Annotated in this window: 23 protein-coding genes and 1 pseudogene; 20 read left to right on the top strand and 4 right to left on the bottom strand. The window is 70.6% G+C overall.

Annotation, left to right across the window (positions count from 1 at the left end; genetic code table 11):
• Nucleotides 1–646: 646 nt before the first annotated feature.
• A complete protein-coding gene (locus tag HDA39_RS14035) occupies nucleotides 647–1,315 on the top strand; it encodes a helix-turn-helix transcriptional regulator (RefSeq protein WP_184795655.1) in 669 nt (222 codons plus the stop codon).
• Nucleotides 1,316–1,626: 311 nt separating this feature from the next.
• Here HDA39_RS14035 and HDA39_RS14030 read toward each other — a convergent pair whose 3' ends face one another.
• Nucleotides 1,627–4,842 (bottom strand): BTAD domain-containing putative transcriptional regulator, encoded by a 3,216-nt coding sequence (locus tag HDA39_RS14030; RefSeq protein ID WP_184795654.1) that lies wholly within the window; start codon nucleotides 4,840–4,842, stop codon nucleotides 1,627–1,629.
• Nucleotides 4,843–5,027: 185 nt separating this feature from the next.
• Here HDA39_RS14030 and fxlM point away from each other — a divergent pair, with 185 nt between their 5' ends.
• Nucleotides 5,028–6,230: a methyltransferase, FxLD system gene (fxlM, locus tag HDA39_RS14025; protein WP_184795653.1), complete on the top strand. Its 1,203-nt coding sequence runs from the start codon at nucleotides 5,028–5,030 to the stop codon at nucleotides 6,228–6,230.
• A 9-nt stretch (nucleotides 6,231–6,239) separates the two neighbouring features.
• Nucleotides 6,240–6,674 (top strand): VOC family protein, encoded by a 435-nt coding sequence (locus HDA39_RS14020; protein WP_184795652.1) that lies wholly within the window; start codon nucleotides 6,240–6,242, stop codon nucleotides 6,672–6,674.
• A 9-nt stretch (nucleotides 6,675–6,683) separates the two neighbouring features.
• On the opposite strand, the gene HDA39_RS14015 is transcribed toward HDA39_RS14020, so the two are convergent.
• Nucleotides 6,684–7,487, bottom strand: coding sequence for a hypothetical protein (locus HDA39_RS14015; RefSeq protein WP_184795651.1), 804 nt, complete (start codon nucleotides 7,485–7,487; stop codon nucleotides 6,684–6,686).
• A gap of 139 nt (nucleotides 7,488–7,626) precedes the next feature.
• Between HDA39_RS14015 and efp the strand changes: the two genes are divergently transcribed.
• Nucleotides 7,627–8,190, top strand: coding sequence for an elongation factor P (gene efp, locus HDA39_RS14010; protein WP_184795650.1), 564 nt, complete (start codon nucleotides 7,627–7,629; stop codon nucleotides 8,188–8,190).
• A 33-nt stretch (nucleotides 8,191–8,223) separates the two neighbouring features.
• A complete protein-coding gene (gene nusB / locus HDA39_RS14005; RefSeq protein WP_184795649.1) occupies nucleotides 8,224–8,634 on the top strand; it encodes a transcription antitermination factor NusB in 411 nt (136 codons plus the stop codon).
• A 539-nt stretch (nucleotides 8,635–9,173) separates the two neighbouring features.
• On the opposite strand, the gene bldD is transcribed toward nusB, so the two are convergent.
• Nucleotides 9,174–9,689 (bottom strand): transcriptional regulator BldD, encoded by a 516-nt coding sequence (bldD, locus tag HDA39_RS14000; RefSeq protein ID WP_184795648.1) that lies wholly within the window; start codon nucleotides 9,687–9,689, stop codon nucleotides 9,174–9,176.
• A 216-nt stretch (nucleotides 9,690–9,905) separates the two neighbouring features.
• Between bldD and pyrR the strand changes: the two are divergent.
• The 15 genes and pseudogenes from pyrR to coaBC all read left to right on the top strand — a co-directional run.
• Nucleotides 9,906–10,469, top strand: a pseudogene (pyrR, locus tag HDA39_RS13995) (bifunctional pyr operon transcriptional regulator/uracil phosphoribosyltransferase PyrR); the annotation flags it as partial.
• A gap of 224 nt (nucleotides 10,470–10,693) precedes the next feature.
• Nucleotides 10,694–11,638 (top strand): aspartate carbamoyltransferase catalytic subunit, encoded by a 945-nt coding sequence (locus HDA39_RS13990; protein ID WP_184795647.1) that lies wholly within the window; start codon nucleotides 10,694–10,696, stop codon nucleotides 11,636–11,638.
• Entirely contained in the window at nucleotides 11,635–12,927 is a 1,293-nt protein-coding gene (locus tag HDA39_RS13985) for a dihydroorotase (protein WP_184795646.1), read from the top strand. The genes HDA39_RS13990 and HDA39_RS13985 overlap by 4 nt, the downstream gene beginning before the upstream one ends.
• A complete protein-coding gene (locus HDA39_RS13980; protein WP_184795645.1) occupies nucleotides 12,924–13,415 on the top strand; it encodes a PH-like domain-containing protein in 492 nt (163 codons plus the stop codon). Before HDA39_RS13985 ends, HDA39_RS13980 begins: the two co-directional genes overlap by 4 nt.
• Nucleotides 13,412–14,533, top strand: a complete 1,122-nt coding sequence (carA, locus tag HDA39_RS13975) for a glutamine-hydrolyzing carbamoyl-phosphate synthase small subunit (RefSeq protein ID WP_184795644.1) — start codon at nucleotides 13,412–13,414, stop codon at nucleotides 14,531–14,533. The genes HDA39_RS13980 and carA overlap by 4 nt, the downstream gene beginning before the upstream one ends.
• A complete protein-coding gene (gene carB / locus HDA39_RS13970; RefSeq protein WP_184795643.1) occupies nucleotides 14,533–17,856 on the top strand; it encodes a carbamoyl-phosphate synthase large subunit in 3,324 nt (1,107 codons plus the stop codon). The genes carA and carB overlap by 1 nt, the downstream gene beginning before the upstream one ends.
• Before the next feature lie 4 nt (nucleotides 17,857–17,860).
• A complete protein-coding gene (locus tag HDA39_RS13965) occupies nucleotides 17,861–18,937 on the top strand; it encodes a quinone-dependent dihydroorotate dehydrogenase (RefSeq protein ID WP_184795642.1) in 1,077 nt (358 codons plus the stop codon).
• A gap of 17 nt (nucleotides 18,938–18,954) precedes the next feature.
• Nucleotides 18,955–19,791 carry an orotidine-5'-phosphate decarboxylase gene (gene pyrF, locus HDA39_RS13960; protein ID WP_184795641.1) on the top strand — a complete coding sequence of 279 codons (837 nt, stop codon included), beginning with the start codon at nucleotides 18,955–18,957 and terminating at the stop codon, nucleotides 19,789–19,791.
• A complete protein-coding gene (locus HDA39_RS13955) occupies nucleotides 19,791–20,237 on the top strand; it encodes a hypothetical protein (protein WP_184795640.1) in 447 nt (148 codons plus the stop codon). Before pyrF ends, HDA39_RS13955 begins: the two co-directional genes overlap by 1 nt.
• Nucleotides 20,238–20,412: 175 nt before the next feature.
• A complete protein-coding gene (locus HDA39_RS13950) occupies nucleotides 20,413–20,781 on the top strand; it encodes a hypothetical protein (RefSeq protein WP_184795639.1) in 369 nt (122 codons plus the stop codon).
• Nucleotides 20,782–20,914: 133 nt separating this feature from the next.
• The gene (locus HDA39_RS13945) at nucleotides 20,915–21,286 is read left to right on the top strand and encodes a hypothetical protein (protein ID WP_184795638.1); all 372 of its coding nucleotides are present in this window, start codon (nucleotides 20,915–20,917) and stop codon (nucleotides 21,284–21,286) included.
• Nucleotides 21,287–21,345: 59 nt separating this feature from the next.
• Nucleotides 21,346–21,660, top strand: a complete 315-nt coding sequence (mihF, locus tag HDA39_RS13940; protein WP_184795637.1) for an integration host factor, actinobacterial type — start codon at nucleotides 21,346–21,348, stop codon at nucleotides 21,658–21,660.
• Nucleotides 21,661–21,704: 44 nt separating this feature from the next.
• A complete protein-coding gene (gene gmk, locus HDA39_RS13935) occupies nucleotides 21,705–22,397 on the top strand; it encodes a guanylate kinase (protein WP_238356051.1) in 693 nt (230 codons plus the stop codon).
• Nucleotides 22,398–22,399: 2 nt separating this feature from the next.
• Nucleotides 22,400–22,711, top strand: a complete 312-nt coding sequence (gene rpoZ / locus HDA39_RS13930; protein ID WP_184795636.1) for a DNA-directed RNA polymerase subunit omega — start codon at nucleotides 22,400–22,402, stop codon at nucleotides 22,709–22,711.
• A gap of 10 nt (nucleotides 22,712–22,721) precedes the next feature.
• Nucleotides 22,722–24,197 (top strand): bifunctional phosphopantothenoylcysteine decarboxylase/phosphopantothenate--cysteine ligase CoaBC, encoded by a 1,476-nt coding sequence (gene coaBC / locus HDA39_RS13925; protein WP_184795635.1) that lies wholly within the window; start codon nucleotides 22,722–22,724, stop codon nucleotides 24,195–24,197.
• Between the two features lie 139 nt (nucleotides 24,198–24,336).
• On the opposite strand, the gene HDA39_RS13920 is transcribed toward coaBC, so the two are convergent.
• Nucleotides 24,337–24,504 carry a hypothetical protein gene (locus HDA39_RS13920; protein ID WP_184795634.1) on the bottom strand — a complete coding sequence of 56 codons (168 nt, stop codon included), beginning with the start codon at nucleotides 24,502–24,504 and terminating at the stop codon, nucleotides 24,337–24,339.
• Nucleotides 24,505–24,671: the final 167 nt, after the last annotated feature.

Raw genomic sequence — 24,671 nt, 5'->3', positions numbered from 1 at the left:
AGTCCGGCCCGGCCGAGCACCGGGCTGAGCCGGTCAAGCGGACGCTCACCACTCACTAACCACTCCCCGCGGCTGCCTCGACGCCACTCCCACGCGGGCCGGCGGCGTACGGCCCGAGCTTGGTGAGTGCTGCAGGTCCGCTCCACACTCCAGGAGCACAGCCCAGCCCAGCGCAGGCGCAGGCGACGCCCGACGGGGTCCGTGTGAACACGGCCCGCGCCGACGACTGGCTGCAGTGCTCCCCGCACTCCAAGTCCGCGCGGATCCTCACCCTCGCGCGACCTCGTCTCCAAGAGATTGCACCGTGCTGTCCGGCTGCCCGAACGGCTGGCCATGGGGGCAGGCCTCCCGGGCAGACCTGCGTTCCGGGAGGGCATGAAACGGGTGTGAGACGCCGGTGAAACGGGGAGCGGGCAGGCTGGTTTTTGGGTCGGGGTCCCGGGGGAACGGCGCAAGCCGCCGGCCGCGGCGGTCGAACCTTGCGGAGGTCCTTCGGGGGACCACAGGGCACGACCGCGGCGGCCGGCGGTGAGCGCCGGAGTTGCCTGAAAGGGCAGCGCCGCTCGGGGCCACGACGGATTCGACGAGCTTGGGGGTTCCTGTGACTGCGGATGCGATCCGTTCCGTTCAACGCGCTGGGGGAGTGATGCCTGTGAAACAGCGCCGGATACCCGTCTGGGTGAAGGCGGCCGATCCGCTCTCGCAGTTCGGCCTGGTGCACGCGCTCAGGCCGCGGCCGGAGATCGCTCTCGTGAGCGAAGCCGACCTGCCCGGGATCCAGCAGCCGAATGACCAGCGCCCCGCCCCGCCAGTGGTCGCGCTGATCGCCGTCGACTCGCTCGACCCGGTCGCGGTGCAGGTACTCCGGTCGGCGACGCAGCGCGGCTGCCGCCGTACGGTACTGATCAGCAGCACGATCGACGACGACGCGTTGATGGCCGCGGTCGAGCTGGGCGTCTCCGGCGTACTGCGGCGAGCCGAAGCGACGGCCGACCGGATCGTCCACCTGCTGCAGACCGCCGCCGCGGGTGACGGCAGCCTGCCGCCGGACCTGCTCGGCCGGCTCCTCGGCCAGGTCTCCCGCATGCAGCGCCACGTACTCGCGCCGCGCGGTCTGTCCCGGACGGGGTTGTCGGACCGCGAGACCCAGGTCTTGCGACTCGTTGCCGACGGCAAGGACACACAGGAGATCGCCCGCGAGCTGTCGTACTCCGAGCGCACGGTGAAGAACGTCCTGCACGACATCACCAGCCGCCTGCAACTCCGCAACCGCTCCCACGCCGTCGCCTACGCCCTGCGCGAAGGCCTGATCTGACCTCGCGGCCGCCGGCCATCACCGGCGGCCGCACCCTGATCTCCACCCGGCGTTGGAGGGTGCCGCCGGGAGGAGCAAACCAGTACGACGCGGAGCGCGCGCTCCGGCCCGTACGCCGCTCGGCCCGCGGGCGGGCGCCAGCTCGCGGTGCGGCGTGCGGGTAGGTGGCCCGCCGCGCTCGGGCGGTGCCGGTGTGTTGGGTGGTGGGCGTTGCGAGGGGCGGGGTCGCCGCGACCTCGCGATCGCGGGCTGTGGGGAGGTTGGCGCGGGCGGCGCTGGTCTCGTGAGAGGGCGGGGGAAAGCAGGGGCCGTCAGGTGAGGTAGCGGTCGGCGAGGGTGTTGAGGGGGAGGTCTTGGGAGGCCTCGGTGATCTTGGGGGCAGTGGGGCCCAGGGCGTCGTACGCCGTGGTGCGGGCGGTGGACAGGTCGTCGAGTTCGTCGGGGACCTGGACGGGGAGGCCCAGTTTGTCTCGGTGGTGGGCGGTGGCGGCCAGGAGTTCGAGGGCCTCCTCGGGGCGGCCCTGGGCTACGGCCAGGCAGGCGATGGACTCGAGGGCGCCGCACATGCCCATCGAGAACGCGCTCTCCCGGGCTCTGCGGAGGCTCTCGATCGCCCAGGTGCGGGCGACGTCGTGCTGGCCGGTTTGGCGGGCGACGATGGCCAGGTTCTCCATCGCGATGGCGACGCCGCCGAAGTCCTCGATCTCCTGCCAGTGGTCGCGGGCGGCCTCGAAGAGAGCGGTTGCTTGCGGGGCGTGGCGGAGGTTGCGGTGGGCCAGGCCCATGTAGTTGAGGGCTGAGGCGCGGGCGCGGCGGGTGACGCGGTCGTCGGCTCGGCAGCGCTGCTCGACTTCCTCCGCGTGCGTGAGCGTCGCGACCATGTCGCCCTGGGCGAGGCAGGTTCGGGTGAGGGACATCAGGCCGATGGTCACGCGTTCCTCGTCGCCGAGTTCGCGGAATGCTGCGAGGGAGCGCTCTCCGATTGCGCGCGCTTCGGGGATCAGGCCGCGGTTGCGGGTGAGACTGGCGAGCGTGCTCAGGCCGCCGGCGTACTCCTCGGAATCCGGCGCGAGCTCGGCCAGGGATCGCTCGAGCCAGTGGGAGGCTTCGAGCATCAGGCCGCGGCCGGGCCAGTACCACCAGAGGGGTGAGACCAGGGCGCTGACCTTCTCGGCTTGGGCGCCTTCGCCCAGGCACCAATCGACGGCGGCGAGCAGGTTGGCCTCTTCGGCGCCGACGCCCGTGTTGTTCCGGGCGCCCATGCCCTCGTACTGCCGGACGAAGAAGCCGTACCACTCCACGTGCCGCCCCCGCAGCACTTCCTCCTCGGCGGCCTCGCGCAACCGCTCGAACGCGTAGTCGCGCACTGTCTCCAGCAGCCGGAAACGGATCCCCTCGGCGCCACTCTCAACGGTCAGTACGCACCGCTCGACGAGCTCGGCCAGGATCCCGCCGATGTCTTCCGGGGCCAGTACGTCGGAAGGCTCGGCCTCCGCCGAGGTGCGGGGGAGAGCGCTCCCCGCTTGGAAAGCGGCGTCGCCTCGCGTCGGGGTGTCGCGGCGGCCATCCGCGGGGTCGCTGGCGGTGGTCGCCGGTTGGGCTTCGTCGGAGGGTGAGGTCGCCGGGGCCGGGGACGTTCCGGGGAGAGCGCTCACTGCTCGGGCTCCACCGGAGGGTGAAGTGGCCGGGCGCGGGGAGGTGCTGGGGAGAGTGCTCGCCGGTGGGGTTCCGTCGGATGGCGAAGTCGCCGGGCGTGGGGTGATGCCGGGGAGAGCGGTCGTCGCTCGGGTGTTGGGGTCGGCGATCACCGCGTGGGCGGCCTCTGCGGTGAAGCCGCCGGCGAAGACGGCTAGGCGTCTGAGGGCTACTCGTTCGGGGGTTTCGAGGAGTTCGTGGCTCCAGTCGAGGGCCGCGCGGAGGCTGGTGTGGCGGATGCCGGCGTCTCGGGGGCCGCGGACGAGGAGGCGGAGGCGGTTGTCGATGCGTTTGGCGAGCTGGGCGACCGAGAGGGTTCGGGTGAGACCGGCGGCCAGTTCGATGGCCAGGGGGAGGCGGTCGACGGCGGCGCAGATGGCGTCGACCTCGGGGCCGGGTTCGGCGGCGCTTCGGTCGCAGAAGAGTTCGGCCGCGGCGGCGGCTTCGAGGGGGCCGACGCGGCGTTCTTCCTCGGCGGAGATGCGTAGCAAACGCTGGGACGTGACGATGATCGACGTCGCTTCGCCGTACTTGAGCAGGGCCTCGACCAGCGCCGCGGTGTTCTCGACGAGGTGCTCGGCGTTGTCGAGGACGAGCAGCCCACCGGCCAGTTCGTCGGCGCAGCGGGCGAGCGGATCCTCGGAGCTGCCGTCGACTCCGAGGATCGCGGCCAGTACGGCGACCAGGCTGTCGGACGTTCCCAGCGAGCCCAGGTCGATCCAGCCGACGCGGCGGCCGCGCGCGCTCTCGCGCCAGGCGACCTCGCGGGCGAGGCGGGTCTTGCCGACGCCGGCGCCGCCGGTCAGCGTCACCACCCCGGCGTACGGCGTCTCGCCGCTGACCTGCGCCAGCAGATCGGCGTACTCGAGGTCGCGTCCGACGAACGCTTTGTGGGCCTGGGGCAACGAGACGGTGATCGGTGGTTGGCGAGGTGCCGCGGGGGAGGAGCCGTGGCGGAGCTGGTTCTCGAGGGCGACGGTCTCCGGGGACGGGTCGATGCCGAGCTCGTCGGCTAGGCGTTCGTGGAGGTCGGAGAGCCGGGAGAGCGCTCCCTGGAGGTCTCCGGCGCGGACGGCGGCGGTCGCGGCGAGGCGGACCAGGCGTTCGTGCAGCGGGTACTTGCCGATCAGCAGTTCGAGCTCGTCGTCGATGCCGGTGGCACCGATCTCGAGGCCGCTCTCGACGCGGTCGAGGCGGAGCTCGACCCAGAGGGACTCCAGTCGCTGGCGTTCGGCGATGACGAAGGGGAGGTCGGGCAGGTCTTCGAGGGGGTCGCCGCGCCAGCAGTCGAGGGCGGCGGCGGCTGCGTTGTGGACGTCGGTCCAGTGGTTTGTACGGCGGGCTGTTTCCAGGCGAGCGACCTGGTGCTCGACCTCGGTGAGGTCGGCGGCGGAGGCGTCCAGGCGGAACCCGGCCGCGGTTCTGTCCAAGGTCGCGCTCTCTTCGCCGAGTGCGCCGCGTAGGCGGGAGGCGAGGACGCGCAAGCGGGCCGACGGGCGGGACAGCTCCTCGTCGCCCCAGAGGTCGCGGACGAGGATCTCGTCGGAGACCGCGTCGCCCCGAGCCAGCGCCAGGCGCACAGCCAACGCCCGCACCAACGGCTGCCGTACGACGACGCCGGGGGAACTGGGGGAGGACGCGGGGGCGCCGACGGGAAGCGGGGAGGAGCCGCCGGTGGGCTCCGAGGTGCCGTCGGGAAGCGAGTTGGTGGCAGCGCCTGAGGTATCACCGGCAGGCCCCGAGCTGTCGCCGGATGCTGAGTCGGCGGTGATCTCGACCGGGCCGAGGACCCGGACAGCGAGTCGGTGATTACCTGGTTGCACTGTGCTCACCACCTAGCCGGGCCGCCATCTGGAGATCCTCCCACGGGTGGCGGTGGGGGAGTCAGGGGTCACCGCGTCATCTTCGTCACGGGGCGCGGCGCGCCGGTCGCGCGCGGTCAGCGCGCGAGAACACCGCACCGTACTACTAGGCTGGACCGTTCGAGGGAACACCCCGAACCGGTCTGGTGAGCGTGATGGATGCTGTGGGCAACGACTCCGAGTACGCCGGGGCGTTGCGCGCGGGCCTGGTCGTGGGGTTGAGGGAGCAGGGAGCGCTCTCCGACGAGCGCGTCGCGGCGGCGTTCGGGGCCGTGCCGCGGCACGTGTTCATCCCGGAGGTTTCCGTCGAGACCGCGTACGCCGACGACGTCGTCCTGATGAAGCAGAACGCGGCAGGGATCGCGATCAGCTCGGTGTCGCAGCCGTCGATCGTCGCGCTGATGCTGCAGCAGGCCGGCGTCGAGCCGGGGCACCGGGTCCTCGAGATCGGCTCCGGCGGCTACAACGCGGCGCTGCTGTGGGAACTGGCCAAGCCCGACGGCGAGGTCACCACGATCGACATCGACCCGGACGTCACCGACCGGGCGTCGGCAACACTCCAATCGGCGGGGTACGAGCAGGTCAAGGTCGTGAGGACCGACGGCATCGAAGGCTGGAAGCCCCACGCGCCGTACGACCGGATCGTCGTCACGGTGACGGCGAACGACATCGCCCCGGCCTGGGTGGAGCAGCTGGCGACCAGCGGCCGGATCGTCGTCCCGCTCCGCGTTCGCGGCCAGACCCGCTCACTCGCACTGGACCTCCAGGCCGACGGGACCCTCGAGAGCCGCTCCAGCGTGATCTGTGGATTCGTCGAGATGCAGGGCACCGGAGCCGCGCACGAGCGCGCGGTGCAGGTCGCGGGGGAGGACGTCGTACTCCGGATCGACGCGGACCAGGAGATCGACCAGCCGGCGCTGGACGGCGCGGGGTTCGTCCGATGGACGCGCGTTCTGATGGATCGCGAGGAGCCGTTCTGCCAGCTCGACCTCTGGCTCGCGTCGGTGTTCGAGGAGTACTGCGTGATGTCGGCCGGCCGCGCCGCGGTGAAGAAGCGACTCGTCCGGCCGGCGCTGCGCTGGGGCGGCGCGGCCGTCGTCCGCGACGGGACGCTCGCCTACCTCACTTCGCAGCCCGGCCCGCAGCGCAACCTGATCGAGGTCGGGGTTCGCGCGCACGGCCCTGCGGCGGTGCTGCTCGCGGAAGAGGTCGCCGGGCAGGTCCGCGCCTGGGACGCCGTACGCCGGGGCAAGCCCGACCCGGTGTTCCTCGTCCATCCAGCCGGTACGACGGACCTGCCGGCCGGCCCGCACTTCCGGACCAGAAACACCGTCGTCACGCCGATCTGGACCGAATAGGCTGGCCCGATGGCAGAGGTCAAGCAGTTCCAGGTCACCTTCGACTGCGCGGATCCCGAGCGCGTCGCTCGCTTCTGGTGCGAGGTGCTCGGGTACGTCGTACCGCCGCCTCCGGAAGGCTTCGCGAGCTGGGAGGAGTTCGCCGCCTCGCTGCCGCCCGAGGCTCAGGGCTCGGCGTTCGCCTGCGTCGATCCGGCCGGCGTGGGGCCGCGGTTGTTCTTCCAGCGGGTTCCCGAGGGCAAGGTCGTCAAGAACCGCGTGCACCTCGACGTACGGGTCGGCACCGGGCTCGTGGGTGCGGAGCGCCTCGCCAAGCTCGAGGCCGAGTGCACCCGACTGGTCGCGCTCGGCGCGGTCCGCGAACGGCTGCTGAAGGCCGACGGCATCAACGAGTCCTGCATCGTGATGCAGGACGTCGAGGGCAACGAGTTCTGCCTGGACTGAGCGCGGGCCCTACTGGGTCCGGCCGTGGTCGCGGACCGTCTTCCACAGCTCGTCCATGTCGGAGCGGTCCTCGGCCTCGGGCTTGTCGATCCAGCCGCTGGCCCAGGCCTCGTTCTCGTCGCGGTTGGTGTCGAAGAGCGAGTCGGCGAACGCCGCCGAGCCGACGTACCGGGTCTCCCGATCCTGCGCGGTCTCCTTCGCCGGAGGCGCCTCGCGCTCGGGCGACCCGCCTCCGTTCCGGCCGACGTTCCCACCGGCTGGCGCGGCCAGCGACCGCGCCCGCTTCTGCGCGTCGATGATCCCCAGATCCTGCTCGTCACACAGCAGCCGCACCGCGCCGACCTCGTTGCCGGCCTTCATCAGCTCGCGCACCCGGCTGTCCAGGTCGCGCTGTGCCGGCTTCGGCTGTACGGCGCGCTGCGGCTGAGCCTGCGGCGGGTACCAAGGCGCCGGCTGCTGGAACTGCCCCGGCTGGAACTGACCCATCTGGGCGTACGGCATCGCCTGCGTCGGAGCGCCCGCGTACGGCGCCGGCCCGTGGTACTGGTTGTTGTGCTGACCCGCCATCTGCGCCGAGCTCTGCACGGTCGACCCCGCGTGTCCCGGGCTGCCGTGGCCTGCGGCCGGCTGCGTGTACTGACCCTGCGGCGTGGGCGGCTGGAAGCCCTGCTGGGCCTGCATCTTCTCGATCATCCGCTGCATCCGCGGCGTGAGCGTGCCGGACTGCTTGCCGTTGTTGGCCTGCGCGTTGAGCCGCCGGGTGACGATCATGATCACGATCACGACGATCACCGGAACGAAGAACGAGAACATCGGTGGACCCTCTCTCGGCGGTGCTGACAGACCTGCCGCCTCCAGCGTAGGGCCCGCCGGGTCCGGACGAATCGGCCGATCGGCATCCCGACCGCTACAATCCGGTGTACCGCTGATCGATTTCGAAGGGTTCCCACGCGTGGCATCGACGAACGACCTCAAGAACGGCATGGTGCTCAACCTGGATGGGCAGCTGTGGTCCGTCGTCTGGTTCCAGCACCACAAGCCCGGTAAGGGCGGTGCCGTGATGCGGACCAAGCTGAAGAACGTGCTGTCCGGCAAGGTGGTCGACAAGACCTTCAACGCCGACGTCAAGGTCGAGGTGGCCAACGTCGACAAGCGCGACATGACCTACCTGTACAACGACGGCGCGGCGTACGTCTTCATGGACAAGCAGACCTACGAGCAGCTGACGATCCAGCCGGACACGGTCGGCGACGCCTCGCACTTCCTGCTGGAGAACCAGGACGCCATCGTCGCGGTGCACAACGAGCTCCCGCTGTACGTCGAGCTGCCGGCCTCGGTCGAGCTCACCGTGGAGTACACCGAGCCTGGCCTGCAGGGCGACCGCTCCACCGGCGGTACCAAGCCCGCCAAGCTGGAGACCGGGTACACGATCAACGTCCCGCTGTTCCTGACTACCGGCGAGAAGGTCAAGGTGGACACCCGGACCGGGGACTACCTCGGCCGCGTCACGTCCTGACCGCCCGTCATCGGCTGGAGCTGACAACCGAACATGTCTGCCCGTAGCAAGGCCCGCAAGCGCGCCCTCGACGTGCTGTACGAGTCGGAGGTGCGTGGCCTGCCGGTCGGCGGCACGCTGTCCGACCGCGTGGCCGACAACGACCCGCCGGTGAACGAGTTCACCGTGGCGCTGGTCGAGGGGGTCGCGGAGCACATCTCCGCGATCGACGACCTGCTCGGGACGCACTCGGTCGGCTGGACGCTGGACCGGATGCCCGCCGTCGACCGCAACATCCTGCGGATCGGCGTGTACGAACTGCTCTTCGACGAGCAGGTGCCGGACGTGGTCGCGGTGTCCGAGGCGGTGTCGCTCGCGCGGGACCTGTCGACCGACGAGTCGCCGGCGTTCGTGAACGGGCTGCTGGCGCGACTGCTGCAGCTGAAGCCGACGCTGGGGGTTTGAGCGCCCGAAGGTGATGGCCGCCTGAGTTGGATCGGGTGGCAACTACTTGGTGCCGGCGAGCGCGGGTCGGGCGTCGGCGCGCCCGGCGAGCTGGCGAACCGCGTCACCCTGGCGGTCACCGAAGCGCTGGTTCGGCGTACGGCGTACGAAAAGGATCGGGCCCGGTACCGCCTCGGTGCGGTCCCGGGCCGACTCTGCGTCCCCGTGTGCGGCGCGGGGGGAACGGCCCCGGCCTGATCGAGCTGCCACCGCGAACGGTGCCGGCTCGTGCTGCCTGTGTGCAGCTCTTCCTCACTAGGTCCTGCGTCAACGGCGACCCGTGCGTCGCGGCGCGGATTCAGGGTCTGCGCCTGGCGTGCGACAAAGGTGGTTCCCCGGCCGTGGAGCGCCGAGGACTTGCGGGTCAGCTGGGCGTGCGACGGGCGCGTCCAGCTGCTGACTGCAGATCGTTCAGGTGGCCCACCACAGTGAAGTGAGGCGGGCAGGCGGCCGTGGGCAAGCTGCTACGAGCCCCGACCGTCATGGTCACGCCGTACTGCTCAGGCGCCGGCGGCCTCGGACGCGTCGTCGACGTCGCCCTTCGCCTCCGGGTTCAGCACGCCCCACGAGATGAAGCGCTCGGTGAGTGTGGTCGGCGACTCGTCGTAGATCACGGCGAGCGTGCGCATGTCGTCCTGCCGGATCGACAGCACCTTTCCGTTGTAGTCCCCACGCTGAGCCTGGATCGTGGCCGCGTACCGCGTGAGCGGACCGGCCTCGCTCGCGTCGAGGTGCTGCAGAGCCTCCAGGTCGAGCTTCAACCTGGGCGGAGCGGCTGCCGCGGCGGCCGCGCTGGCTGATCCAGGAAGCAGCTCACGGATCGGCACGCCGTAGAAATCGGCGAGCTCCGCGAGCTTCTGGACCGTGACGGCCCGATCGCCGCGCTCGTACGAGCCGACGACGACCGCCTTCCAGCGACCCTTGGACTTCTCTTCCACGCCGTGCAGCGACAGTCCTTGCTGCTGGCGGATGGCGCGTAGCTTGCCACCCAGTGTCTTCGCGTATTCGCTAGGCACGCTGGTTCTTCCCTCCGACTTGTGGTCATTTCGCGGTGAAAACCAACGGCCCCTAGGTATGGGCCGTTGGCCGAACCCCCCACGGTTACACAGAGTAACAATATTCCGGGCCGGAGGCCAGCGTCAAGACGGCGTGTCACTTCCGATAGCATGTCAAGTGGTCCGAACGTCCTTTAAAGACCCGTCCGGTGAGGCGGGAAAGGAGGAACGGTTGCGATGAACCCTGCCCCGACCACGCACGAGTCGAACGACTCGCACGCGGCGCCGCGCACAGTTCTTGATGCATCCGACATTTCCCGGGCACTGACCCGGATCGCGCACGAGATCCTCGAGCGCAACCGGGGTGCCGACCCGGTCGTCCTGCTCGGCATCCCCACCCGCGGAGTGGGTCTGGCGACCCGCATCCGCGACCGCATCGCCGCGGTCGAGGAGCGCAGTGTGCCCACGGGCTCACTCGACGTGACGATGTACCGCGACGACATCGGCCTGAAGCCGGCTCGCGCGCTCGAGCACACCGACATCCCGCCGGGCGGGATCGACGGCAAGGTGGTCGTCCTGGTCGACGACGTGCTGTTCTCCGGCCGGACGATCCGCGCCGCGCTGGACGCGATCGGTGACATCGGCCGGCCCAAGGCGGTCCAGCTCGCGGTCCTGGTCGACCGCGGCCACCGCGAGCTGCCCATCCGCGCCGACTACGTCGGCAAGAACCTGCCGACCTCCCTGGTGGAACGCGTCACGGTCCACCTGAGCGAGTACGACGAAGAAGACGCCGTCGTCATCGCCGACAAGCCGGCCCCGGAGCGCCGCCCCGCCGGTGCGGGTCCGACCGCCTCCGGCGGCCGGACTGTGGGGGGAGAGGGGCAGGGTGCGTCGGCCCCGGGCTCCGCCGGTGCGGGTCCGACCGCCTCCGGCGGCCGGTCTGTGGGGGGAGGGGCGCAGGACGCGCCCGTCCCCGCCTCCGGCGAGGGGACGACGGGCAAGGCTGACGAGGAGGTTCAGGCGCGATGAGGCATCTGTTGAGTGCGGGAGATCTCTCCCGCGATGACGCGCACCTGATCCTCGACACCGCCGAAGAGATGCGGTCGCTCGCGGATCGGCCGATCAAGAAGTTGCCCGCGTTGCGGGGGCGCACGGTGGTGAACTTGTTCTTCGAGGACTCCACCCGGACGCGGATCTCGTTCGAGGCGGCGGCGAAGCGGTTGTCGGCGGACGTGATCAACTTTTCCGCCAAGGGGTCCAGTGTCAGCAAGGGTGAGAGCCTCAAGGACACCGCGCTGACGCTGCAGGCGATGGGGGCCGATGGCGTCGTCTGTCGGCACGGGTCGTCCGGGGCGCCGCATCTGCTGGCGACGTCCGGCTGGCTGAACGGCTCGGTGGTGAACGCCGGTGACGGCACTCACGAGCACCCGACCCAGGCGCTGCTCGACGCGTTCACGATGCGTCGTCACCTCGGCTCGCTGGAAGGGCGCCGGATCACGATCGTCGGCGACGTCCTGCACTCCCGGGTGGCCCGCTCGAACGTGCTGCTGCTGTCCACGCTCGGCGCCGACGTCACGGTGGTCGCGCCGCCGACGCTGCTGCCGGTCGACATGACCAGCTGGCCCTGTACGACGTCGTACGACCTGGACGCCACGCTGCCGAAGAGCGACGCGGTGATGATGCTGCGGGTCCAGCGCGAGCGGATGGGCGACGCGTTCTTCCCGAGCGCCCGTGAGTACACGCGCCGCTACGGGCTCGACGTGCACCGGATGGCGCAGCTGCCCGACGAGGCGATCGTGCTGCACCCCGGCCCGATGAACCGCGGGATGGAGATCAGCGCCGAGGTCGCCGACTCGACCCGCTCGGTGATCGTCGAACAGGTCACGAACGGCGTGGCGATCCGCATGGCCGTGCTCTACCTGCTGCTGTCAGGAACGAACGAAACCACGAACGAGGAGCCCACCGCATGACCGCCTACCTGATCACCGGAGTCAAGATCGTCGGCGGTGAGGTGGCGGACATCCTCCTGAACGACGGCGAGATCGTGGCCATCGGCAACAACCTCGACGTACCGCAGGACGCCGAGCACATCGACGCCCAAGGCCTGATCGCGCTCCCCGGCCTGGTCGACCTGCACACCCACCTGCGCGAGCCCGGCCGCGAGGACGCCGAGACGGTGCTGACCGGCACCCGCGCCGCCGCCGTCGGCGGGTTCACCGCCGTGTTCGCGATGGCCAACACCGACCCGGTCGCCGACACCGCCGGGGTCGTCGAGCAGGTCTGGCGCCTGGGCCGCGAGGCCGGGTACGCCGACGTCTTCCCGATCGGCGCCGTCACGGTCGGCCGTCAGGGCACGCAGCTCGCCGAGCTGGGCGCGATGGCCGACTCGGCCGCGCGCGTCCGGGTGTTCTCCGACGACGGCGACTGCGTCTGGGACGCCGCGCTGATGCGGCGCGCGCTGGAGTACGTGAAGGCCTTCGGCGGCACGATCGCGCAGCACGCGCAGGAGCCGCGGCTGACCAAGGGCGCGCAGATGAACGAGGGCGCCCTGTCCGGCGTCCTGGGGCTGACCGGCTGGCCGAGCGTGGCCGAGGAGTCGATCATCGCCCGCGACATCCTGCTGAACGCGCACGTCGGTTCGAAGCTGCACATCTGCCACCTGTCGACGAAGGGCTCGGTCGAGATCGTCCGGGCCGCGAAGAAGCGCGGGCTGGAGGTGACGGCGGAGGTCACGCCGCACCACCTGCTGCTCACCGAGGACCTGGCGGCGTCGTACAACCCGGTCTACAAGGTGAACCCGCCGCTGCGGACCAAGGCCGACGTCGAGGCGGTCCGCGAGGGCCTGGCCGACGGCACGATCGACATCGTCGCCACCGACCACGCGCCGCACCCGGTCGAGGACAAGGACTGCGAGTGGAGCGCGGCCGCGTTCGGCATGACCGGGCTGGAGACCGCGCTGAGCGTCGTCCAGCACGCGATGATCGACACCCAGCTGCTGACCTGGGCCGACCTGGCCGACCGGATGAGCTACCGGCCGGCCGCGATCGGTCAGATCAGCGACCACGGCCAGCCGCTCGAGGCCGGCGCCGCGGCGAACCTGACGCTGGTCGATCCGGCGGCGCAGCGCGCCGTCGTACCGGCGGAGAGCACGTCGCTGTCGCGGAACACGCCGTTCGAGGGGATGACCCTGCCGGGCCGGGTGGTCGCGACCTTCCTGCGGGGGACGCCGACGGTGCTAGACGGGAAGCCCACCAAGTGAAGACCGTCCTGGGCATCGCCGGCACGCTGCTGGTGATCGCCGTCGCGTACTACGCGATGCTGCGCGGCTGGCGGAACCGCAAGGCCCGCCAGGCCGACCTCGCGCCACTGCCCACAGTGCCGGGCGACGACCGGACCGAGGGCATCGAAGGCGTGTACGTCGCCACGACCACCGCCGGCGACTGGATGGACCGGATCGCCGTGCACGAGCTGGGCGTCCGCAGCAACGCGGACCTGGCCGTGTCACCGGCCGGTCTGATCTTCCACCGCCAGGGCGCGGCGGACGTGTTCATCCCGGTCGGCCACCTGACCGGCGTACGGACCGACAAGGGCATCGCCGGGAAGGTCACCGCCGACCGCTCCGGGCTGCTCGTCGTCACGTGGCAGCACGACGGCCGGGACCTGGACACCGGGTTCCGCCCCCGGCACAAGGCCGACACCGCCGCCCTGACCGCATCCATCACCACCCTGATCGGAGCCGAGAAATGAGTCAGAACGCACTGCTGGTCCTCGAGGACGGCCGCGCGTTCGCGGGGACGTCGTACGGAGCGACCGGTGAGACCTTCGGCGAGGCCGTCTTCACCACCGGGATGACCGGGTACCAGGAGACGCTGACCGACCCGTCGTACCACCGCCAGATCGTCACCCAGACCGCGCCGCACATCGGCAACACCGGCGTCAACGACGAGGACGACGAGTCGCAGAAGATCTGGGTGGCCGGGTACGTCGTGCGCGACCCCGCCCGCGTCTCGTCGAACTGGCGCGCCACCCGCTCGCTCGACGAGCAGCTGAAGGCCCAGGGCATCGTCGGCATCTCCGGGATCGACACCCGGGCGCTGACCCGGCACCTGCGCGAGCGCGGCGCGATGCGCGCGGGGATCTCGACCGAGGTCCTCGACCCGCAGCAGTTGCTGGCCAAGGTGCTCGAGCAGGCGCCGATGGCCGGCGCGGATCTGGCCGGCGAGGTCACGGCGACGCAGACGTACGTCGTACCGGCCGAGGGCGAGAAGCGGTACACCGTGGTCGCGCTCGACCTGGGCATCAAGTCGATGACGCCGAAGCGGATGGCCGAGCGCGGCATCGAGGTGCACGTGATGCCGGCCACCACGACGCTGGAGGAGGTGCTGGCGGTCGACCCCGACGGCATCTTCATGAGCAACGGGCCGGGCGACCCGGAGACCACCGAGCACCCGACCACGCTGCTCAAGGAACTGCTGCAGCGCGGCAAGCCGTACTTCGGGATCTGCTTCGGCAACCAGGTGTTCGGCCGGGCGCTCGGACTCGGCACGTTCAAGCTCAAGTACGGCCACCGCGGCATCAACCAGCCGGTGCTCGACCGGGCCACCGGCAAGGTCGAGATCACCTCGCAGAACCATGGCTTCGCGGTCGACGCGCCGATCGACGAGAAGGTCGAGACGCCGTACGGGACCGCCGAGGTGAGCCACGTGTCGCTCAACGACAACGTCGTCGAAGGGCTCAAGCTGACCGGCAAGGACGGCCGCGTGCTGGCCTTCTCGGTCCAGTACCACCCAGAGGCCGCCGCGGGTCCGCACGACTCGGCGTACCTGTTCGATCGTTTCGTTGAACTCATGGAAGGGCGCAACTGATGCCACGCCGTACAGATATCGAATCGGTGCTGGTGATCGGCTCCGGCCCGATCGTGATCGGCCAGGCCTGCGAGTTCGACTACTCCGGGACCCAGGCCTGCCGGGTGCTCAAGGAGGAAGGCTTCCGGGTCGTCCTGGTCAACTCCAACCCGGCCACGATCATGACGGACCCGGAGTTCGCCGACGCGACGTACGTCGAGCCGATCACCCCGGAGTTCGTCGAGAAGGTGATCGAGAAGGAGCGCCCGAACGTCCTGCTCGCCACCCTGGGCGGCCAGACCGCGCTGAACGCGGCGATCGCGCTGCACGAGAACGGCGTCCTGGAGAAGTACGGCGTCGAGCTGATCGGCGCCTCCGTGGACGCCATCCAGCGCGGTGAGAACCGGCAGTCGTTCAAGGGCATCGTCGAGAAGCTCGGCGCCGAGACGGCCCGGTCGGTGATCTGCCACACGATGGACGACGTGCTCGGCGCGGCCGGTCAGCTCGGCTACCCGCTGGTCGTCCGGCCGTCGTTCACGATGGGCGGCGTCGGCTCCGGCATGGCGTACGACGAGCCGGACCTGCGCCGGATCGCCGGGGCCGGCCTGGCCGCCAGCCCGACCACGGAGGTCCTCATCGAGGAGTCCATCGTGGGCTGGAAGGAGTACGAACTGGAGGTGATGCGCGACAAGGCCGACAACGTCGTGATCATCTGCTCGATCGAGAACGTCGACCCGATGGGCGTGCACACCGGCGACTCGGTCACGGTCGCCCCGGCGATGACGCTGACCGACCGCGAGTACCAGACCATGCGGGACCTGGCGATCGGCATCATCCGCGAGGTCGGCGTCGACACCGGCGGCTGCAACATCCAGTTCGCGGTCAACCCGGCCGACGGCCGGCTGATCGTGATCGAGATGAACCCGCGGGTGTCGCGCTCGTCCGCGCTGGCCTCGAAGGCGACCGGCTTCCCGATCGCCAAGATCGCCGCCAAGGTCGCGATCGGCTACACCCTCGACGAGATCCCGAACGACATCACGAAGCAGACGCCGGCCAGCTTCGAGCCGACCCTGGACTACGTCGTGGTGAAGGTGCCGCGGTTCGCGTTCGAGAAGTTCCCGGCCGCCGACGCGACGCTGACCACGCACATGAAGAGCGTCGGCGAGGCGATGGCGATCGGCCGCAACTACACCGAGGCGCTGCAGAAGGCGCTGCGGTCGCTGGAGAAGCCGGAGGCCCGGTTCTCCTGGCTCGGCGCTCCGTCGACCGACCTGGAGTCGTTGCTGGAGGCCGTCAAGACGCCGCACGACGGCCGACTCCGGACGGTCATGGACGCGATCCGCGCCGGCGCGACGCCCGAGCAGATCTTCGAGGCGACCAAGATCGACCCGTGGTTCGTCGACCAGATGTTCCTGATCCACGAGACCGCGCTGCAGGTCGCGGCCGCACCCCGGCTCACGCCGGACGTGCTGAAGCTGGCCAAGCGGCACGGCTTCTCCGACCTGCAGCTGGGCGAGATCCGCGACCTCAGCGAGGACGTCGTCCGCGGCGTCCGGCAGGCACTCGGGATCCGGCCGGTCTACAAGACCGTCGACACCTGCGCGGCCGAGTTCGCCGCCACCACGCCGTACCACTACTCCTCGTACGACGAGGAGACCGAGGTCGCGCCGCGCACCGAGCCCGCCGTGCTGATCCTGGGCTCCGGCCCGAACCGGATCGGCCAGGGCATCGAGTTCGACTACTCCTGCGTGCACGCGTCGATGGCGCTGCGCGAGGCCGGCTACTGCACCGTGATGGTGAACTGCAACCCCGAGACGGTCTCCACCGACTACGACACCTCGGACCGGCTGTACTTCGAGCCGCTGACCGCCGAGGACGTGCTCGAGATCGTGTACGCCGAGCTGCAGGCCGGCCCGGTCGCCGGTGTGATCGTGCAGCTCGGTGGCCAGACCCCGCTCGGCCTGGCCCAGCGGCTCGCGGACGCCGGAGTGCCGATCGTCGGGACGTCGCCGGCCGCGATCCACCTGGCCGAGGAGCGCGGCGCGTTCGGCAAGGTGCTCGCGGACGCCGGGCTGCCGGCGCCGAAGCACGGCACCGCGATGTCGTCGGACGAGGCGCTGCGGATCGCCGAGGAGATCGGCTTCCCGGTGCTGGTCCGGCCGTCGTACGTGCTGGGCGGACGCGGGATGGAGATCGTCTACAGCGAGGCGGAACTGACCGCGGCGCTCGGGCGGCTCAGCGGCGGGCTCGGCACCTGGGAGCACCCGGTCCTGATCGACCGGTTCCTCGACGACGCGGTCGAGATCGACGTCGACGGGTTGTTCGACGGCGAGGAGCTGTTCCTCGGTGGCGTGATGGAGCACATCGAGGAGGCCGGCGTGCACTCCGGCGACTCGTCCTGCGCGCTGCCGCCGATCACGCTCGGGAACGCCGACATCGAGAAGATCCGGCAGTCCACCGAGGCGATCGCGCGCGGCGTCGGCGTACGGGGTCTGCTGAACGTGCAGTACGCGCTGGCCGGGGACGTGCTCTACGTCCTGGAGGCCAACCCGCGCGCCTCGCGGACCGTGCCGTTCGTGTCGAAGGCGACCGCGACGCCGCTGGCCAAGGCGGCCGCGCGGGTGATGCTCGGCGCGACCGTCGCCGAGCTGCGCGCCGAGGGGATGCTGCCGGCCGAGGGCGACGGCGGGACGTTGCCGCCGTCGACGCCGATCGCCGTGAAGGAAGCGGTGATGCCGTTCAACCGGTTCCGGACCATCGACGGCGGGTCGGTCGACACGCTGCTCGGGCCGGAGATGCGCTCGACCGGCGAGGTGATGGGCATCGACGACACCTTCGGTACGGCGTTCGCCAAGTCGCAGGCCGGGGCGTCGCAGCCGCTGCCGGGCGAGGGCAAGGTCTTCGTGTCGGTCGCCAACCGCGACAAGCGGCACATGATCTTCCCGGTCAAGCGGCTGGCCGACCTGGGCTTCCAGATCTACGCGACCGAAGGGACGGCCGACGTCCTGCGGCGCAACGGGGTCGAGGCGGTCACGGTCCGCAAGAGCTCGCAGGGTCCGGGGCCGAACGGCGAGCCGACGATCGTCCAGATGGTCCAGGACGGCGAGCTGAACCTGATCGTCAACACGCCGATCGGGATGACCCAGGGCGGGTCGCCGCGGATCGACGGGTACGAGATCCGCAGCGCGGCGGTGGCACGGAACATCCCGTGCATCACCACCGTGCAGGGGCTCGCGGCCGCGGTCCAGGGCATCGAGGCCCAGCGGGCCGGCGACATCGGCGTCCGGTCCCTGCAGGACTGGGTGCCGCGGATCCGGGGTGCGGCTGCTCCGGCCGGGGACTGAGCGCGTGTACCGCAAGCTGATCCGCCCGGTGCTGTACCGGCTGGGCCGCGGGGACGCCGAGGTGGCGCACGAGCAGACGCTGCACGGGTTGCGGCGGCTCTCGCGGGTGCCGGGCGCGGTGCCGGTGCTCGCGTCGACGTACGGCGCGCTGCCGGCCGGTGTGGACCGGACCGTGTTCGGGGTGCGGTTCCCGAGCGCGGTCGGACTGGCGGCCGGGATGGACAAGAACGGGGTCGCCCTGCCGGCCTGGCGCGCGCTCGGGTTCGGGTTCGTCGAGGTCGGCACGGTGACGGCGTTGCCGCAGCCGGGCAACGAGAAGCCGCGGCTGTTCCGGCTGGTCGACAGCGAGGCCGTGATCAACCGGATGGGGTTCAACAACCTCGGGTCGGCGGCGCTGGCCGAGCGGCTGGCGGCGTACGGCGATCTCGGGTACCCGCTCGGGATCTCGATCGGGAAGTCGAAGGTCACGCCGCTCGCGGACGCGGTCGAGGACTACGTCACCTCGCTGCGGCGGCTGTACGCGTACGGCGACTACTTCGCGGTGAACGTCAGCTCGCCGAACACACCGGGGCTGCGGGAGTTGCAGGACGCCGGGCATCTGCGGGAGCTGCTGACGGCGCTGCACTCGGAAGCTGCATCACTGGGTGATCCGAAACCCATTCTGGTGAAGATCGCTCCTGATCTCACCGAGGCGGCGATCGACGAGCTGCTCGGGGTCTGCACCGATGTCGGCGTCGCCGGGATCATCGCGACCAACACGACCATCGGCCGGCCGGGGCTCGCTCCGGCCGACCAGGCGCTGGCGGCCGAAGCCGGCGGGCTGTCGGGCCGTCCGCTGGCGGAGATCTCGGCGAAGACCGTCGCCCACATCCACGCCGAGACCGGGGGAGCGCTGCCGATCATCGGGGTCGGCGGCGTGCTCGACCCGGCCGACGCGACCCGGTTGCTGGATGCTGGGGCTAGCCTGGTGCAGCTCTACACCGGCCTGATCTACCGCGGCCCCGGGCTGGTCCGGGCGACCAACCGACGGCTGGCCGCGGCCTCCGACTCCCACTCGGCGACAACGGGTGATCCTTCTTGAGAGAGCGTGATCTTGCGATGAGCAACCAGCCCTTCGGGACGCGTCTGCGCGCGGTGATGAACGAGCGCGGCCCGCTCTGTGTGGGGATCGACCCGCACGCCCACCTCCTGGACGCGTGGGACCTGCCGGACACGGCCGAGGGCCTGGCGTCGTTCACGGACGGCGTGGTCGACGCGCTGGCCGACCGGGTCGGTGTGTTCAAGCCGCAGTCGGCGTTCTTCGAGCGGTTCGGCTCGGCCGGTATCGCCGTTCTCGAGCAGGCCACGATCCGGCTGCGCGCGGCCGGCGCGCTGGTGATCATCGACGGCAAGCGCGGCGACATCGGGACGACGATGGCCGGGTACGCCGCGGCGTACCTGGCGGAGAAGGCGCCGCTGGCGTGCGACGCGCTGACCGTGAGCGCGTACCTCGGGTTCGGCTCGCTGCAGCCGGCCTTCGACGTGGCGCGGGAGTCGGGTGCCGGGCTGTTCGTGCTCGCGCTGACGTCGAACCCGGAGGGCCCGCAGTTCCAGACCGCGCGGACCGATGACGGGTCGACGGTGGCGGGCGCCGTACTGGACGGGCTGCGGGACCTGAACGCCGGCGCCGAGGACCTGGGGTCGTTCGGGGCGGTCGTCGGGGCGACGATCTCGAAGACCACCGAGAACCTCGACATCCGGGGGCCGTTGCTGGCGCCCGGGCTCGGGGCGCAGGGGGCGACCGCTGAGAGCCTCGCAGACGTCTTCGGGCCGGCCGTGCGCAACGTCGTACCGTCGAGCTCCCGGGAGATCCTGGGAGCCGGTCCGGACGCCGTGGCGCTGCAGGACGCGGCCGCCCGCGCCAACGACGCCTACCGCACCGTCCTGGGCTACTGATGGCCGCCTCGGACCGGACCCGGAAGGTCGCGGCCGGTGTGGCCCTCGTGGTCGCCCTCGCGATGGGCGTGACGGCGCTGATCGGCCCGGTCGCCGGTAGTGGAGGTGGCGGCGGACAGAGCAGCCGGGAGCAGTACTGCGCCGGGCTGCAGACCTACGTCGGCCAGCTGAACTCGTTCCAGGACCCGAGCGACGTCGCGCTGCTCGACCGGTTGATCGCGGACGGCAACAACCTGTCGAAGTCGGCGCCGGACGAGCTGACCGACGACTGGGGGCTGCTGGTCAAGTACCTCGAGCAGATCAAGGCGACCGGCGGCGACCAGGCCAAGCTGCAGGAGCTGAACGCGACCATCGACCCGGCGATCGGGCAGGCGCTGCAGGCGATCCCCGCGGACGGCCAGCAGAACTGCACGGGCGCGGGCTCAGGGTCGGGCGAGGACACCTGAGGCGTTCCCCAGGGGACGGTACGGACGATGCCTGACGCGTCACGTCACGGGCTGGTTCCGGTTGCGGCGTGCGACGTTGTTCACGGCGCGCCGGGGCCGGTGGTGACCCCGGCGTTCGGAACTGTTGCGTCGACGGGCGGCGAGGGGCCGCTCGCGAGCGACAGTTAGGAACGCAATGCGCAAGATGGCAGCCCTGGTGGCAGCGGTGACGATGAGCGCCGGGGTACTGACGGCGTGCTCGGGCGGCGACTACTGCAGCGAACTGCAGAACTACGCCGAGGCGGTGAAGAACCTCGACGTCAAGGACACCGACGCGGTGGACAAGATGCAGGGCGAGGCGAAGAAGCTGTCGAAGTCGGCCCCGGACGACCTCAAGGACGACTGGAAGACCGTGCTCGACTACGCCGACAAGGCCAAGGAGGCCAAGGGCGACAGCGCCAAGCTCCAGGAGCTGGCCAAGTCCGACGGCACCAAGATCGCGGCCGCCTCCGAGGCGATCGCCAAGCAGGCCAAGGACACCTGCAAGGTCAACATCGAGGGCTGATCGCTCTCAGCTATCAACTTTCACCCGCTGGTACGGCGTACCGGCGGGTGAAAAGTATCTGTTCCCGATGGTTTGGTGACGGCCGGTAGCGTCGTCGCCAACACCGCTCCCGAGCCCCCAGAGGACCCGAACGATGCGCACCGCAGTGATGACCGCGACGATGCTCGCCGTGGCCGCCGGCCTGACCGCCTGCACCGAGGAGCAGGCCTACTGCGTCGATCTGGCCGGGTACGTCGCCTCCGCCGCCGAGGTCGACCCGACCAACGTGGCCGACTACCCGAAGATCCTGGACGACGCCAAGAAGGTCCGCGACAGCGCGCCGGCCGACGTCAAGGACGACTGGGCCGTGGTGATCGCGTTCGCCGAGAAGGCGCAGAAGGCGGGCACGGATCGTGTCGAGCTGGCTCGGCTGAGCAAGGAGACCGGCTCGGTCACCACGGCGTACTCCGCGATCGCGGCACACGCCAAGGACGCGTGCAAAGTCGACGTCCCGGCACTGGGTTGAGCGTGCCTGGTGCCGTGTTAGGTTCACCTGCGAAGCCATACAACGGGACAGGTGAAACGGTGCCACTTCCTTCTTTGACCCCGGAGCAGCGCGCGGCTGCTCTGGACAAGGCCGCGGCCGCACGGCGTGAGCGTGCGGAGATCAAGAACCGGATCCGGCACTCCGGAGCGTCTCCCACCGAGGTGCTGCACGAGGGGCAGACCAACGAGGTGATCGGCAAGATGCGGGTGAGCGCGCTGCTGCAGTGCGTTCCCGGCGTCGGCAAGGTGCGGGCGCAGCAGATCATGGAGCGGGCCGGGATCTCCGAGACCCGCCGGGTCCGCGGCCTCGGTTCGAACCAGATCGCCGCGCTGATGCGCGAATTCGCCGAGTGAGCCGGACCGAAATCCTCGCTGCTTCGTTGGACACTGGTGTGAAGATGACCATGGACAGGCCCAACGACACATCGGCCACCCCGGAGACCGACGCCGCTGACGGCGTACAGAACGCTGCCCAGGAGGGCAGTGGGGCTGCCCCTACGGGTAGTGGTGAGGCGCCGGGGGAGGCTCGGCTGACGGTGCTCGCGGGGCCGACCGCGGTGGGCAAGGGGACGGTGGCCGCCGAGATCCGCGAGCGGTTCCCCGACGTCTGGATCTCGGTGTCGGCGACCACGCGCAAGGCGCGGCCCGGTGAGCAGCACGGTGTGCACTACCTGTTCGTCTCCGACGAGGAGTTCGACCGGATGATCGCCGACGGCGAGCTGCTCGAGTGGGCCGTCGTCCACAAGGCCGCCCGGTACGGGACGCCGAAGCAGCCGGTGCTCGACAAGCTGGCCGACGGCCGCCCGGCGCTCCTGGAGATCGACCTGCAGGGCGCCCGCCAGGTCCGCGAGACGATGCCGGAGGCGCACTTCGTCTTCCTGGCCCCGCCGAGCTGGGACGAACTGGTCCGCCGGCTGGTCGGTCGCGGCACCGAAACCGCCGAGGAGCGGGAGCGTAGGCTGGAGACCGCGGTGCTCGAGCTGGCCGCCGAGAAGGAGTTCGACGTGACGATCGTGAACGCCTCGGTTCGGGAGGCGGCCGATCAGTTGGTAAAGTTGATTCGATCACCCAACATCTCTGGAAAGAGCTGACTTTGTCTGGCAACCAGCCTGTCGCCATCGGCATCACCTCCCCGCCGATCGACGACCTGCTCACCCACACCGACTCCAAGTACAAGCTGGTGCTGTACTCGGCCAAGCGTGCGCGGCAGATCAACGCCTACTACTCCCAGCTCGGCGAAGGCCTGCTGGAGTACGTCGGTCCGCTGGTCGAGACCCACGTCCAGGAGAAGCCGCTGTCGATCGCGATGCGCGAGATCAACGACGGCGTGCTGACCTGCACCGACATCGACCCGGAAGCCGAGGCGGAGGCCGCGGCCGCCGCTGCTGAGAAGTCCTCCGAGTAGTTTCGCGTCAATGAGCGCGACCGGGGGCACTCCCCACGGCCCTGGTGACCCCACGCCCACTTCGGCGGAAGGCGTCACCGGGGCTTCTGGTGTTCCCGGACCACAGGCAGGTGCGGGTACGCCGGGAGCAGACGATCAGGTCGCGCACGAGACCAGCCCCCTGGCGGGCTCCGCCGCCGACACCTCCGTGAGCCCGGCGGGCGGGCCCAAGTCTTCCCCCCACTCCTCGGTCACCGCTGGATCGGGAAGCGCACCGAAGCGGCCTTCGGTAGTCCTCGGGGTCGGCGGCGGCATCGCGGCGTACAAGGTCTGCGATCTGCTCCGCCGGCTGACCGAGTCGGGGCACAGCGTGCGCGTCGTACCGACCGCTGCCGCGCTTGAGTTCGTCGGTGCGGCGACCTGGGCGGCGTTGTCCGGGCAGCCGGTGACCGCGGACCCTTTCGACAACGTCCAGGAAGTGCCGCACGTGCGGATCGGGAAGGGTGCCGACCTCGTCGTCGTCGCCCCCGCGACGGCCAACCTGATTGCCAAGGCCGCGCACGGACTGGCCGACGACCTGCTCACCAACACGCTGCTCACCGCGCGCTGCCCGATCCTGTTCGCCCCGGCGATGCACACCGAGATGTGGGAGCACCCGGCCACCCAGGCGAACGTCGCGACCCTGCGGTCGCGCGGCATCACCGTGCTCGACCCCGCCGTCGGCCGCCTCACCGGCGCCGACACCGGCCGCGGCCGGCTGCCCGAGCCGTCCGAGATCTTCGCGATCAGCCAGCTGATGCTCGCCGACTCCGCCGCCCGCGCCGCCGGCGAGCGGGTCGCCGACCTCACCGGCAAACACGTCCTGATCAGCGCCGGCGGCACCCGCGAACACCTCGACCCGGTCCGCTACCTGGGCAACTCCTCCTCCGGCAAGCAGGGCTACGCCCTCGCCCGGATCGCCGCCGCCCGCGGCGCCAAGGTCACCCTGGTCGCCGCCAACTCCGAGCTCCCCGACCCGGCCGGCGTCCACGTCGTCCCGGTGACGTCGACCCGCGACCTGTACGACGAGATCACCGGCCGTGCCGCCGACGCCGACGCGATCGTGATGGCCGCCGCACCCGCCGACTTCCGGCCCGCGGAGTTCGCCGAGCACAAGATCAAGAAGACCGACGACGGCGCCGTCCCGGCGGTCAGCCTGATCCAGAACCCGGACATCCTCGCCACCGTCGCCCACGACCGCCAACGCGACGGCCAGGTCATCGTCGGCTTCGCCGCCGAAACCGGCGACGCCCAGCACTCCGTCCTCGACCTCGGCCGCGCCAAGCTGGAACGCAAAGGCTGCGACCTCCTGGTCGTCAACGACGTCTCCGGCGGCAAGGTCTTCGGCAGCGACATCAACGAGGCAGTGATCCTCGACCGCGACGGCACAGCGCTGCCGGTCCCGTCGGGCAGCAAGGACGCCTTGGCCGGCGTCATCTGGAACCTGGTCGCCACCCACTGGCACTGACCCGCCCCCCGCGGCGGTGAGCCCCGGGCGGTGGTCAGCCCGGGCGGTGGTGAGCCTCGGCTGCCGGCCCGCGGCTCCCGCCCCGCCCGCGCTCGACGGTGACTGACGCCGATTGTGACGACTGCTGCGATGTACCGGATCAGTCGTCAGCAACGGCGTCAGTCGGGTCGCGTAGGTCCGGCGCTGTCATCGACGCTGGCGGGGTTAGATCGACAGCGGCCTTGACCCGGTCACAGAGCACGTCGAGGGCGATGACGTGCCGGCCCTCGGCCTCGACGTACTGGCTGGCGGTGCGGACACTGCGCACTGCCAGTGAGGATCGGCCGCAGCTCGTCTCGCCCGGCTCCTACCCCGCTCGCCTTCACTCCGACCGAGGCTTGCGTCCGAACTTCCCGGTTGTGTCCGAAAGAAGGTGCGCTATAGGCCACGTGTCTTCGGACGCATGCAGAAGATTCGGACGCATGGGGCCGGGGC

The sequence above is a fragment of the Kribbella italica genome (assembly GCF_014205135.1).
GTDB classification, from domain to species: Bacteria; Actinomycetota; Actinomycetes; order Propionibacteriales; family Kribbellaceae; genus Kribbella; species Kribbella italica.
Note: the sequence above shows the minus strand (reverse complement) of the source record. Positions and strands in the feature narration are given on the sequence as shown.